Raw genomic sequence first — 13,163 nt, 5'->3', positions numbered from 1 at the left:
TGTGGGAGCGCCTGGCCTTCCAGAACAAGCGCAACCGTGTACTGCCCAGCGCCAACATCAAGTTCGACCTGGACGACTCGCTGGTGCTGCGCGTCGCCGCCTCGCAGACCCAGACCCTGCCGGACTACTCGGCACTGGGTGCCTCCTCGTACGGTTCGGACCTGAACCGCACCGGCGGCGGTGGCAATCCGAACCTCAAGCCGACCCTGTCGACCAACCTGGATGCCAACCTGGAGTGGTACTTCATGCCGCGCGGCCTGCTGTCGGTGGGCGCGTACCACATGAACCTGAAGGACTACATCGCCTTCGACGTGGTCTCGCGCCAGCTGTACAGCGAACTGACCAACCAGCTTGAGACCTACCAGATCTCCACTCCGATCAATGCCGACGGCAAGGTCACCGGCGTGGAAGTGGCCTACGAACAGCCGATCGGCGAGTACTTCGGCGTCAACGCAAACTACACCTACGCCAACGGCACCACCTCGCACACCTGGTCGGACGGCTCGCACAACCTGCTGGGCACCTCGAAGAACACCTACAACGTGGGTGCCTACTTCGAGAACGAGCGCTTTGGCGCCCGCGTCAGCTATACCCGCCGTTCCTCGTTCCTGATCAGCCTGTCGGGCACCAACCCGTACTACCAGGATGACTTCGGCACGCTGTCGGCTTCGCTGAGCTACAAGGCCACCGACTGGCTGAGCATCACCCTGGATGGCCTGAACCTCAACAACCCGACCTACAAGTACTACCAGACCGCGGCCATCCCGACCTCGTTCTACAGCAACGGTCGCCAGTACTACCTCAACTTCCGCTTCGAGTACTGATCCAGCGGCGGCAACATCGCCGAGTCGTGCACGCACGCCGGGCCTGGGTCATTCCGGGCCCGGCGTTTTTCATGTATAGCGTTCATCGCACCGTTCCAAGGAGTCGTTCCGATGGTCAAGCCTTCCCGCGCCCGGATGCGCAGCGCACTGCTGCTGGGCAGCCTGCTCGCGATGTTGCCGGCGCTGCCGGCACTCGCCGCCGATCCCACGCCGGCTGCTGAAGCACCGGGTCCGCAGCTGCGTGCCGGCAGCCTGATGCTGATTCCCGCCCCGGCCACGGTGCGGCCCGGCCAGGGCAGCGGCATCACCGTGCGCGCCGATACCGTGCTGCAGGCCGAAGGCGAAGCCGCGCAGCGCGTCGCCAGCCAGTCGCCGATCTACTGGCCCGCAGCGGTGGCCCGCGACTGGCACTGGCCAAGGGCAAGGCCGCAGCCAAGACCGGCAGCATCCGCTTCCAGATCGTCCCCGACCTTCCGCGACAGCGGCGAAGGCTACACGCTGGAAAGCACCGCGCAGGGCGTGCTGGTGCAGGCCGGCAACGAAACCGGCCTGTTATGGCGCGACCACGCTCGCCCAGCTCGCTACCGGCGGCGGTAACGGAGTGCTGCCAGCGGTGCAGATCCAGGATGCGCCACGCTTCAGCTGGCGCGGTTTCATGCTCGACTCGGCACGGCATTTCCAGAGCCTGGACGAGATCAAACTTCGTGCTCGACGCAATGGCCGCGCACAAGCTCAATACCTTCCACTGGCACCTCACCGATGACCAGGGCTGGCGCATGGAGATCAAGCGCTACCCGAAGCTGACCGAAGTGGGCAGCCCGGCCTGCCGGCCGGCGACGGCGGCATCGATCCGGCCAGCGGCCAGGAGCATCCGTACTGCGGCTTCTACACGCAGGACCAGATCCGCGAAGTGATCGCCTATGCCGCGAAGCTGCATATCCAGGTGATTCCGGAAATCGATGTGCCGGGGCACGCGACCGCGGCGATCGCCGCGTATCCAGAACTGGGTTCGATCAGCACCCCGCTGAAGCCGATCAGCGAATGGGGCGTGTTCCCGAACCTGTTCAACGTGGAAGACAGCACCGTCACCTTCCTCGAGAACGTCCTGGAGGAAGTGATCGAACTGTTCCCGGCCAAGTACGTGCACGTGGGTGGCGACGAGGCAGTGAAGGACCAGTGGGAAGCCTCCAGGCAGGTGCAGCAGCGCATGCGTGCACTGGGCATCAAGAATGAAATGGCCATGCAGAGCCACATCATCAAGCGTCTGGAGACCTTCCTGGAGGAACACGACCGGCGCCTGATCGGCTGGGATGAAATCCTCGAAGGGGGTCTGCCGCCGCAGGCCACGGTGATGTCGTGGCAGGGCACCGAAGGCGGTCTGGCTGCGGCCAGCGCCGGGCATGACGTGATCATGTCGCCGGTCGGCTACCTGTACCTGGACTACCTGCAGACGGCCTCACCGAACGAACCGCCGGGCCGTCCGACCCAGGTCAATCTCGGCAAGCTCTACAACTTCGAGCCGGTGCCGGCCGAACTGGCCGCCGACAAGCGCGGGCACATCCTCGGCCTGCAGGCCAACATGTTCACCGAACACACGCGCAGCTATGCACGCCTGCAGCACAACCTGTTCCCGCGCCTGGCCGCCGTGGCCGAGACAGGCTGGAGCACGCCGGAACATCGCGACTTCCGTGATTTCCTCGCACGCCTGCCGGCACAACTGCAGCGCTACCGTGCCTGGGGCCTGGCCTATGCGCAGACCCCGTTCGAAGTAGGCGTGGACTACATCGATGATCGTGCGAAGAACACCGTGACCGTGTCGCTGGCCAATCCGCTGGGCTATGAAGTGCGCTACAGCACCGATGGCCAGCCGGTGACCGCGCAGTCGCCGCTCTACCAGCAGCCGCTGACGGCGCAACTGCCCGCCGCCGTGCAGGCTGCCGCGTTCTACCAGGGCCAGATGCTGGCCGCGAAGCCGACGGTCGCGGACTTCACTGCGCAATCGCTGCTCAGCCGCCGCAGTGATGAACTGCTCAGCTGCGTAGGCAAGAAGGGGCTGGTGCTGCGTCTGGAAGACGATGGCCCGCGCGAGGGCACCCGTGCAGTGTTCAACGTGGACATCTTCCAGCCGTGCTGGCGCTGGCCGCAGGCGCAGCTGGACGGCATCGGCAGCGTGGAAGTGCGTGCAGGTCGCATCCCGTACTACTTCCAGCTGGCCCACGACGAACCCAAGCGTCGCTTCGAGAAGGCCAAGCGCGCGCATGGCGAGATGCTGGTGCGTCGCGGCGACTGCAGCGGCAAGGTGCTGGCCGAAGTGCCGCTGCCGGCCAAGCCGGATGCCGATGGCTTCGTGACCCTGCGTGCGACGCTGCCGAAGGGCACCCAGGGTAACGGCGACCTGTGCATCAACTTCACCGGCGATACGCGCCCCGGCGATGTGGGTGCTGGATGAGGTCACGCTGGGGAAATGGCCGGCGGTTCTGTCCTGGTGGGTGCCAGCCTTCGTCAGCACCCCGGGCAGTTCATCCACGCATGGCGTGGATCTACTGACTCCATCCACGCGCGGCGTGGATCTGCCCGGTAGGTGCCAACCTTGGTTGGCACGCCTTACCCGCGCCAGCGCAGCAGCAGGTCGCGCAGCGGCGTCAATGCCGTGGCCATGCCGGCCAGCACGCCGATCGTGTTGGCCAGCGCATCCATCGGGTCAGCAGTGCGGTTGCTGGTCAGCGCGCCCTGCGCGAACTCGATGCCGATCCCCATCAACACCAGGCCCACGCCCACCCACAGCAGCGGACGTGCGCGCCGGGACCAGCTGCACCGCGCTGCCGGCGAGGATGAAATAGGCGAGGAAGTGCTCGCCCTTGTCGCTGTTTTCCGGCAGCGGAATCGGCGGCGGCGGGATCAGGCAGACCACGATCACCAGCAGCACCACCATCACCCACAGTGCGGCCCACAACCGCGGCCGCCGCAGCGGCTTGATCACCGGCAACGCGTGGCTCACAGGCGCCAGCTCAGGTCACCCAGCTCGAAGGCCGGTTCGAAATCGACGCCACGCTGCAGGCCGATCGCCTGGAAGCGCTCGCCCATCTCGGTCGGCAGGGTCAGCTTCTTCACCTGGTCGCGCAGCTGGATGCGGCCGACCTCGTCGGTGCGTTCCTCGGCCAGCAGCAGCACCTGGTCCAGGCCGTTGCCGAGCAGGAAACTGGCCTGGCTGCAGTAGCCGGCCAGTTCAAAACCTCCGTGCGCGCCGGCCTCGGCCATCGCGGTGAAATCCACCGACGCGGTGATGTCCTGCAGGCCCGGCCAACGATGCACGTCGTTATGCACGTGATGGCGGTAGAACGCGCGCACGGTGCCATCGTCGCGGTCGTGCTGGTAGAACTCGCCGCGGTTGTAGCCGTAATCGACGAACAGCATCGCGCCGCGCTGCAGGCCGCCAGCCACCGCCTGCAGCCAGTACGGCAGCTGCGGCAGCACCTCGGAACGGTAGCCCTCGGCGAAGGGCTTTTCCAGGTAACGCTCGATATGGCGCACCGCACCGTTGAGCAGGATGTCGGCCGGCTGCGCACCCCGGATGAAGTTGCCCTCGGCGTCCAGCTCGACGGTTTCCTCGTAGACCTCGCCGTCCCGGATCAGGAAGCGCGGGGTCGGCAGCGCGTCGATCACCTCGTTGGCGAACACCACGCTTCCAGTCCTCTTCGAACGGGCGGTCGACCCAGTCCACCCGCGCGGCCAACTCCGCCGGCAGGTTCTGCTGCAGGCGCTGCTGCTGGCGCTCGCGCAGGTCGGCGCTGGGTTCCAGGATCGCGTAGCGCGACGGCAGCGCGTCCAGCTCGGCCAGGCGCAGCAGTACCGCCTCGGCGAAGGCGCCGGTACCGCCGCCCAGTTCCAGCATGCGCGCCTGCGCACCCAGCTGGGCGAACACGGCGCCAGCGCGTTGGCCACACTGCCGGCGAACAGGCTGCCGAGCTCGGGCGCGGTGGTGAAGTCACCACTGCCACCAAACTTGCTGGCGCCGGCGCTGTAATAGCCCCAGCCGGGGGTGTACAGGCACAGCTCCATGAAGCGCGAGAACGGCATTGCCCCGCCCTGCGCAAGGATTTCGGCGCGCAGGGCGGCCGCCAGCTGGTCGCTGTGGGCCAGGGCATCGGCTTCGGGCAGGGGGAAGGTGGGCTGCATGGCGTCTTCGAATGCGGTGACAATGGTGCACAGGATAGCCGAGCCTTGGAGGACCCTCGATGAGCGACACCCACCCCGTGGTCCTGATCACCGGCAGCGCGCGCCGGATCGGTGCGGCCATCGCCCGCCAGTTCCACGCTTGCGGCTGGTCGGTGGTGCTGCATGCCAACACCTCCAGCGCCGAGCTGCAGCAGGCCGCGTTCGATTTCGACAACGTACGCCCGGGCAGCGTGCTGGCCCTGCAGGCCGACCTGCGTGACGCCGATGCTCTGGCCGACCTGGTGGAACAGGCCGTCACCCACTTCGGCCGGCTGGATGCGCTGGTCAACAACGCCTCCAACTTCTTCCCCACCCCGCTCGGCCAGGTCACCGCCGAGGCGATGGACGAGCTGTATGCGGTCAATGCACGCGCGCCGCTGCTGCTGTCCCAGGCGGCGGCGCCCTACCTGCGCCGCCAGCAGGGCTGCATCGTCAACCTGACCGACCTGCACGGCACCGACCCGATGCGCGACCACATCGCCTACACCATGGCCAAGGCCGCGCTGGAGATGGCCACCCGCTCGCTGGCGCTGGAGCTGGCGCCGAAGGTGCGGGTCAATGCGGTGGCGCCCGGTGCGATCCTGTGGCCGGAACAGGGCAAGGACGATTTCGCCCGCGAGGCGCTGCTGGCGCGCACGCCTTTGGCGCGGATCGGTACTGTCGAGGAGATTGCCGAAGCGGTTTACTGGCTGGTGGCCGAAGCCAGCTTCGTCACTGGCCATACCCTGTGGTGGATGGCGGGCGTACAGTCAGTTGAAATGTTGCCGGGATCCACAATGGGGTCAGATCCCTTTTCCCGCCGGGAAAAGGGATCTGACCCCGTCACCCACCATCATTCCAGGTCCACCACCTCGAACGCCTCGCCAAACTGTCTGTGCGCACGCCACAGCGTGGCCAGGTCCTGCCCGCTGACCGGGTCGATGAAGCCCGGCGCGATGTCGGCCAGCGGCTTCAGCACGAAGGCATGCTTCAGCTCCGGGCGCGGAATGCGCAGGTGGCCGGGGCCTTCCACCACCAGGTCGCCGTAGAACACCACGTCGATGTCCAGGGTCCGGTCGGAGAAGCGCGGCCCGCTACGATCGCGGCCGTGTGCATCTTCCAGCGCATGCAGCCAGTCGTCCAGTTCCTGCAGCGGCAGGTCGGTTTCGATCGCCACCGCATTGTTGAGGAAGGCAGGGCCGTCGAAGCCGACCGCGGCGGTACGGTAGCCGGCGATACCTGCAGCGCGCCGAAGCGCTCGCGCAGGGCCGCCACCGCGGCGTGGAGGTAGCGGCGGGGCTGGACATTGCTGCCCAGGCTCAGGAGCACGGTCGTCATGCGGTTCAGGTGGCAGCGATGGGGGCGTGGACATGCCGTCGTCACGGCGGCCTGCCTACAATCCGGGACGCACATGATAGGGCACCGACATGACCTATTGCGTTGGAATCGAGGTGGACGAGGGCCTGGTCTTCGCTGCCGACACCCGGACCAATGCCTCGCTGGACGATGTGCGCGTGCACCGCAAGCTGCACGTGTTCGAGTATCCCGGCCAGGCAGCCTACGTGCTGATGGCGGCTGGCAACCTGGCCACCACCCAGCTGCTGGTGTCGCGCCTGGGGCGCGATGCCGACGAACGGCGCACGCCAAACCTGCGCGACATGACCCACCTGTTCGAAGCCGCCGAGTACGTCGGCCAGCTGCTGGTGGACAGCCAGGTACACAGCAACCACAGCGAACATGGCCACGATGGGGTCAATACCCAGGCCACGCTGATCTTCGGCGGCCAGATCGCCGGCGAGCGGCCCGGGCTGTACATGATCTACCCGCTCGGCAACGCCATCGCCGCCTCGCCGGAGACGCCGTACCTGCAGATCGGTGAGTCCAAGTACGGCAAGCCGATCCTCGACCGCATCCTCAGCCCGGCCACGCACCTGGAAGATGCGGCGCGCACCGCCATCGTCTCGTTGGACTCCACCATCCGTTCCAACCTGTCGGTGGGCCTGCCGATCGACCTCGCGCTGCTGCGCGACGGTGAACTGCGCATTGGCCAGCAGCTGCGGCTGGGCGCGGATTAGCGCCGTATGCGGACATCCACCAGAACTGGTCACGGCGGCTGGAACAGGCGGTGGACGCCCTGCCGCGCTTTCCGTGGGAAACCGCCGAACGGTAGTGCCGGCCGCTGGCCGGCAACCGCAGTGATCCCACCGCACGGGATGCCGGCCAGCGGCCGGCACTACCGCGGCATCAGCCCAGCGCTTCGGCCACTGCGCGAAACACCTGCTGCATCTGCAGCGGCTTGCGCAGCACATGCACCTCAACACCGGCAGGGAACGCGTCGGCGGGCCCGCTATCGCCGCATCCTCCAGCACCAGCGCCGGACCGCGATAGCCCAGCGTGGCCATCTCGCCCAGCAGCTGGCTGGCCGGCAGCAACTTCGAGCCGGCGTCGGCAATCACCAGCGCCGGCATCGCCTCCTGCTGCATCCAGCGCAGCGCCGCCGGGCCATCGGAGGCCAGCTGCAGCTGATATCCCTGGCTGGACAGTGCGTTGCCAAGCAGCGACAGGCGCGTGGCCTCGCCGTCGACCACCAGGATCGACTGGCCACTGCCCAGGGCCACCAGCTGCTCGACAGGCTCGCTGCCATCAATGGCCTCATGCATCGGCAGTCGCAGTTCGAAGCAGGTGCCCTGCCCCGGCTGGCTGCTGACATGGATGCTGCCGCCGGCACCTTCGACGATGCGCTTGCAGGAAATCAGGCCCAGGCCGGTGCCATCGGCCTTGGTGGTGAAGAACGGATCGAACAGGTGCGACAGCGTGTCCGCATCCATGCCGATGCCTTCATCGGCCACGCAGATCTGCATCCAGTCCACCGCCATCGCGCTCGCCGGCATGGCTGGCGGTCAGGCTCAGTCGGCCGCCGTTGGGCATCGCCTGGATCGCGTTGAGCGCCAGGTTCAACATCACTTGCTGCAACTCGGTGTAGTTGGCATCGACCACCAGGCCTTCGTCCTGCACCTGCAGTTCCAGGCGCACGGCATCGGGCACGTTGCTGCGCAACAGCAGTGCCACCGCATCGAACAGGCCATCGATCTCGATGCGCTCGCTCGGCTTGCGCGAACCGCACAGAGCAGCAACATCGATTCGGCGGATCGCGTGGCCACGGCGGCCACACTCGGCGATGACGTCGGCCAGGTGGTGCAGCTGCGGATCGTCGGTGCGCGCCTTCAGCAGGTCCGGCATGATCAGCAACGGCTGCAGGATGTTGCGCAGGTCGTGGCTGAGGCCGGCGGCAAGCAGCGACAGGCTTTCCAGGCGCTGCGCGCGCATCAGTTGACGTTTCCACCCGTGCACGCTCCACCGCGCTGCGTGCATCGCGGATCGCACGCGCCACCGCCGACGGCAGGCGCGCCGGCAGATGCTTGATGATGTAGTCGTTGGCGCCCTTCTGAGCACCGCCACCGCGTCTCCTCACCCATGGTGCCGGAGACGAAGATGAAGGGCACTTCCGGCGATGTCTCGCGCACGATGCGCAGCGCGTCATCACCGGAGAACCCCGGCATGCTCAGGTCGGACAGCACGATGTCCGGCTGGAACGCAGCCAGTGCCTGGCGCAGTTCCGCCCTCGCTCTCGACACGCTCGAAGCGGGCTTCCAGGCCCGCGTCGAGCATCTGTTCGGACATCAGTCGGCATCTTCCGGTGAGTCTTCCACCAGCAGGATGCGCAGCGCCCCCAGGGCGGAACCGGTCAGGGAGTATGGCTCCACTCCGAGTTCCGGTGCCTGGTTGATCAACGCCCAGAACTTGCCCAGGGTCTGCACCGCGCCGAAGAACTGGTCCACGTCCACCGGCTTGACCACGTAGGCGTTCACGCCCATGTCCCAGCTGCGGGCCAGATCGCTTTCCTCGCGCGAGGACGACAGGATCACCACCGGCAGGCGCTTGAGTTCTTCGTGCTCACGGATCTGCCGCAGCACTTCCAGGCCATCCATGCGCGGCATCTTGATGTCCAGCAGCAGCACTGCCGGCAGGCCTTCCTCGCGATTGGCGAAGGCACCGCGGCGCAGCAGGTAGTCCATCACTTCCACGCCGTCTTCGACGTGCACGATGGATCGGCCAGACGCGCCTCTTCCAGGGCGTCGATCGCCATTTCGGCATCAGCCGGGCTGTCTTCGGCGAGAAGAATGGTGCGCAGAGTGGTCATGCAGAAGGCCCTTGTTTGTCCGCGTCGATCGCGGGAGGACAGTAGAAGTGGAAGGTGGCGCCGACGTCCGGTTCAGCCTCGGCCCAGATACGGCCGCCATGACGGGTCAGCACGCGACGCACGCTGGCCAAGCCGATGCCGGTACCCGGGTAGTCACTGGCCTTGTGCAGGCGTTGGAACGCACCAAACAGCTTGCCGGCGTAGGCCATGTCAAAGCCTGCACCATTGTCGCTGACCGTGAACTGATGGCCGCCATCGGGCTGCGGCTGGTAATCCACGCGGATCTTCGCCGGCTCGCGGTTGCCCGAGTACTTCACCGCGTTGCCGAGCAGGTTCAGCCAGACTTGGCGGATCATGTTCTCATCGCCCACCACGATCGGCAGCGGCGCGATGCTCCACTCCACGTGGTGCGCATGGCCGCTGTTCTCTGCTTCGGCCTGCAGGTTGGAATCGAGCATGGCGCGGGTATCGGCCACCAGCGACTGCATGTCCACCGCCTGCTGGCGCATCGCCGCGCGGCCCAGCCGCGAGTAGACCAGCAGGTCGTCGATCAGCGCCGCCATGCGCCGGGCCGAACTGGAGATCACTTCCAGGTAATGGCGGCTCTTGTCATCGGCGGCCTCGCCGAGGTGGCGCGACAGCTTGTCGGAGAATCCGGCCACGTGGCGAAGCGGCGCACGCAGGTCATGCGAAACCGAGTAGCTGAAGGCCTCCAGCTCGCGGTTGACCTCGGATACCTGCGCAACCTTGCCTTCCAGCTGGCGGTTCAGCTCTTCCACGCGCAGCTGCACTGCGCGCTGCATGGTGACGTCGCTGATGGTCAGCAGCACCACTTCGTCGTCGGTGTCGGGCAACGGCATGCGCCGCGCGTTGAGCAGCATGTAGCGCACCATGCCGTCGGCGGTGCGCTGCTCGTGCTCGAAGTCCCAGAGTTCGCGACCGCGCGACAGCACGTCGGACAGGCGCTGCCGCACCACCGGATCCTGCCAGGCGTTGGCGCCGACCGTCTCCAGCAGCAGGCCATCGGCGCGCTCGTCCTGCAGGCCGTACAGTTCGGCGAATGCCGGGTTGTGCAGCTGCACGCGCAGGTCGCGGTCGAGCAGCACGATCGGTTCGCGCACGGTCTGCAGCACCGAGGCCGCGCGTGCGGCCGAGACGCAGCGATTGCCGCTCCGCATGCAGGCGGCGGCCGATCTGCCGCTGCAGCAGCCACAGCACCAGGCCGAGCAGCGCCAGCTGGATCACCAGCGAACTCCACGACACCAGTTCGGTCTGCTTGCGCTGGCGCGCGGCCTGCTCGGCACGCAGCGCCAGCAGCTTCTGCTCGCTGGCCTGCAGCTTTTCACCAGGCCCCGGATCGGATAGCGCGTGCTCAGGTCCTGCACCAGCTCACGCTGGTCGCTGTTCGGTTCGGACCTGGCCAACTCGCGGGCCACCGCCAGGCGGCCGTACCAGATCCATTCGATGCGGCCGATGCGGATCAGCTGATCCGGATCGTCGCGGGTCATCCGGCCCAGTTCGGCCAGGCGCCCGGGAATCTCGTGGCCCTGGCCATGCGCTCGCGCAGGCCGGGGGCATCCACACCCTTGGACAGGGTCAATGCCGCCGATCGACATCGCGCACGTCGGCCTGCAGCTGCTGCAGCGCCACGCCAACGGCCTGGGTATGGTTGACACCACGCCATCGCCTGTTCGCTGTCCTGCTGCAGTTTGCGCAGGGTCAACCACGGCACCACGATGATCGCGGCAGCGGCCAGCGCCAGGGCCGGCAACCGCCAGCGGTCCCAGATGTCGTCACTGAAAACCAGCGCCATAGTTCCTCGTCAGCACAGCCGCGAAGCGTGATCCGGGCAAGCCCGGCTGCGGCGGAACCGGCAATATAGCGCAGGCGGTCACAACTCTGGAGTTTCCAGCGGCGTTGCCTGAACGGGTTCGGAATCCGATGCTGTAGCGCCGAGCCCACGCTCGGCGCTACACAGCAGCAGGGGGCGCCCCATGCCGGGGCGCCCACCGGGGTCAGCGCTTGGCAGCGGCGCTGACCTTCAATGCGGCGGCATCGACGCGGGTCACGCCCTTGATGCCCTTGGCGGTGGTGACCGCCTTGTCCCTCGGCCTGGGTGGCCCGACGGCACCACTCAGGCTGACCACGCCATTCACGGTTTCCACCTTGATTCCAGTGCCCGGAACGTTGCTGCTGGCCAGCAGATCGGCCTTCACCTTGGTGGTGATCCAGGTATCGGTCACCGGCTCGTTGGGAGTCATGGCGATCGGCATGGGTCGTCGGATGGGTGCTGGCCGGCGGGCTCTTCGCGGCCGGATCCTTGGCGAATGCAGCCGAGGAGGACAGCGCCAGGCCCAGGGTCAGGGCGGAAGCAATCAGCGTGCGGGTGGTATTGCTCATCGTGTCGTATCCTCGGGATCCGTGCTCCAGTCTGGACAAGCCGCCGTAGAGCAGGCGTGGCGTTGCGGTAATGCCGCCGTGAATCGAAACGTTTCCAACGGCAACGGTTCAGTTTTGGACGGCCAGCACCCGTCGTTTACCCTGCCCTTCCACTGCCGGAGCCCTGCCATGCGCCCCGACCTGCAACTGGCCCTGATCGGCTACGGCCTCGCCGGCCGTGTCTTCCATGCGCCACTGATCCAGCACACGCCCGGGCTGGTGCTGCACAGCATCGTCAGTTCGCAACGCGACACCCTGCTGCGCGCGTTCAGCGACGTGCACGTGCGCGCACGCCGCAGGAGGTGTTCGACGACCCGGCAGTGGATGCGGTGGTGATCGCCACACCGAACGAACAGCACGCGCCGCTGGCGATCGCCGCGCTGGCGGCGGGCAAGCACGTGCTGGTCGACAAGCCGTTCGCGCTGGGATGTGGCCGAAGCGGAAACGGTGCTGGCTGCGGCGCGCGATGCCGGACGCATCGCGGTTACCGTGTTCCAGAACCGGCGCTTCGATGCCGACTTCCTCACGCTGCAGGCGCTGCTGGGCGAAGGCACACTCGGTGACGTGGCCGAGTGCCATGCACACTTCGACCGTTACCGCCCGCAGGTGCGCGACCGCTGGCGCGAGCAGGACGGGCCGGGTAGTGGCCTGTGGTACGACCTCGGCCCGCACCTGCTCGACCAGATGCTGGTGCTGTTCGGCTGGCCCGAGGCGATCGATGCCGATCTGGCCGTGCAGCGCGAAGGCGGCAGCGGCATCGATTACTTCCACGCGGTACTGCACTACCCGCGGCATCGCGCGATCGTGCATGCCGGTTCGCTGGTAGCGGCGCCCACGCCGCACTTCGCAGTGCATGGCCGCGATGGCAGCTGGATCAAGCACGGACTGGATGTGCAGGAAGCGCAGCTGCGCCGTGGCGTGGCACCGGGCGCGCCGGGCTGGGGCATTGATCCGCGGCATGGCGAGCTGCTGCGCTGCGACGCCGAGGACAACGTGCAGCGCACGACGGTCGACAACCTGCCGGGCGACTACCGGCGGTTGTACGCAGTTCGCGGCGGCGATGCACGGCGATGGCGAAGCCACGGTCAGCCCGGTGCAGGCGCTGCAGCTGATGCGGTTGCTGCAGGCCGGCATGGGCAGCGCGCGCGAAGGGCGGCGGGTGCAGTTGGGATGACCGGCAGGGCTGCGCCCTGCACCCGCAGAAGCGGTAGTGCCGGCCGCTGGCCGGCAACCTCAACAGCAACAGCAACAGCAAAAGCCGGCCATCCGTGAGATGGCGGGGTGGGTCCGGTTGCGGGGGACGCCGTAAATACGTCCCTGTAGGCTCGGTCGCGCCTTGCTCGTGTGCGCTGTCCTGCGCACACGGCAAGACCGGGGTTGGGCGTCCTGCCCAACCCGCCCGAGGCATGCCTCGGGCCCATGGCGCTCACGTCCCCGCAACCGGACCCACCCCGCCTTCGACAGATTCCCGCGCCCGACGGTAGGTGTCGACCTTGGTCGACACA

At 67.2% G+C, this 13,163-nt stretch carries 4 protein-coding genes and 10 pseudogenes; 7 read left to right on the top strand and 7 right to left on the bottom strand.

The features are described from left to right. From ACXI0D_RS15145 to ACXI0D_RS15130, 4 genes are all read left to right on the top strand, one after another. On the top strand, nt 1–824 hold an 824-nt coding region (locus tag ACXI0D_RS15145; protein ID WP_479642737.1), incomplete at its 5' end, for a TonB-dependent receptor domain-containing protein. A 111-nt stretch (nt 825–935) separates the two neighbouring features. Further along, on the top strand, nt 936–1,421 hold the full coding sequence (locus ACXI0D_RS15140; protein WP_479642736.1) for a glycoside hydrolase family 20 zincin-like fold domain-containing protein: 486 nt from the start codon (nt 936–938) through the stop codon (nt 1,419–1,421). A 119-nt stretch (nt 1,422–1,540) separates the two neighbouring features. After that, entirely contained in the window at nt 1,541–1,738 is a 198-nt protein-coding gene (locus tag ACXI0D_RS15135) for a family 20 glycosylhydrolase (RefSeq protein ID WP_479642735.1), read from the top strand. Further along, nucleotides 1,735–3,273 (top strand): beta-N-acetylhexosaminidase, encoded by a 1,539-nt coding sequence (locus ACXI0D_RS15130; RefSeq protein WP_479642734.1) that lies wholly within the window; start codon nt 1,735–1,737, stop codon nt 3,271–3,273. Before ACXI0D_RS15135 ends, ACXI0D_RS15130 begins: the two co-directional genes overlap by 4 nt. A gap of 155 nt (nt 3,274–3,428) precedes the next feature. On the opposite strand, the pseudogene ACXI0D_RS15125 reads toward ACXI0D_RS15130, so the two are convergent. Further along, nucleotides 3,429–3,822, bottom strand: a pseudogene (locus ACXI0D_RS15125) (VanZ family protein). Further along, nucleotides 3,819–4,716 (bottom strand): annotated as a pseudogene (locus tag ACXI0D_RS15120) (class I SAM-dependent methyltransferase). Before ACXI0D_RS15120 ends, ACXI0D_RS15125 begins: the two co-directional pseudogenes overlap by 4 nt. A 343-nt stretch (nt 4,717–5,059) precedes the next feature. Here ACXI0D_RS15120 and ACXI0D_RS15115 point away from each other — a divergent pair. Beyond that, nucleotides 5,060–5,796: pseudogene (locus ACXI0D_RS15115) on the top strand (pteridine reductase). A 75-nt stretch (nt 5,797–5,871) separates the two neighbouring features. On the opposite strand, the pseudogene folK reads toward ACXI0D_RS15115, so the two are convergent. Continuing rightward, a pseudogene (gene folK, locus ACXI0D_RS15110) lies at nt 5,872–6,356 on the bottom strand (2-amino-4-hydroxy-6-hydroxymethyldihydropteridine diphosphokinase). Between the two features lie 89 nt (nt 6,357–6,445). On the opposite strand from folK, the pseudogene ACXI0D_RS15105 reads away from it, so the two are divergent. Beyond that, nucleotides 6,446–7,188: pseudogene (locus ACXI0D_RS15105) on the top strand (proteasome-type protease). Between the two features lie 74 nt (nt 7,189–7,262). Here ACXI0D_RS15105 and ACXI0D_RS15100 read toward each other — a convergent pair. From ACXI0D_RS15100 to ACXI0D_RS15085, 4 pseudogenes are all read right to left on the bottom strand, one after another. After that, nucleotides 7,263–8,767, bottom strand: a pseudogene (locus ACXI0D_RS15100) (ATP-binding protein). 18 nt (nt 8,768–8,785) lie between these two features. Continuing rightward, nucleotides 8,786–9,219, bottom strand: a pseudogene (locus ACXI0D_RS15095) (response regulator); the annotation flags it as partial. Further along, nucleotides 9,216–11,032, bottom strand: a pseudogene (locus ACXI0D_RS15090) (sensor histidine kinase). The pseudogenes ACXI0D_RS15095 and ACXI0D_RS15090, both read right to left, overlap by 4 nt. Before the next feature lie 202 nt (nt 11,033–11,234). Beyond that, a pseudogene (locus ACXI0D_RS15085) lies at nt 11,235–11,619 on the bottom strand (BON domain-containing protein). 168 nt (nt 11,620–11,787) lie between these two features. On the opposite strand from ACXI0D_RS15085, the pseudogene ACXI0D_RS15080 reads away from it, so the two are divergent. After that, nucleotides 11,788–12,832, top strand: a pseudogene (locus ACXI0D_RS15080) (oxidoreductase). The last annotated feature ends 331 nt before the right edge of the window (nt 12,833–13,163 follow it).

The organism is Stenotrophomonas sp. C9D9, from assembly GCF_056491205.1.
Note: the sequence above shows the minus strand (reverse complement) of the source record. Positions and strands in the feature narration are given on the sequence as shown.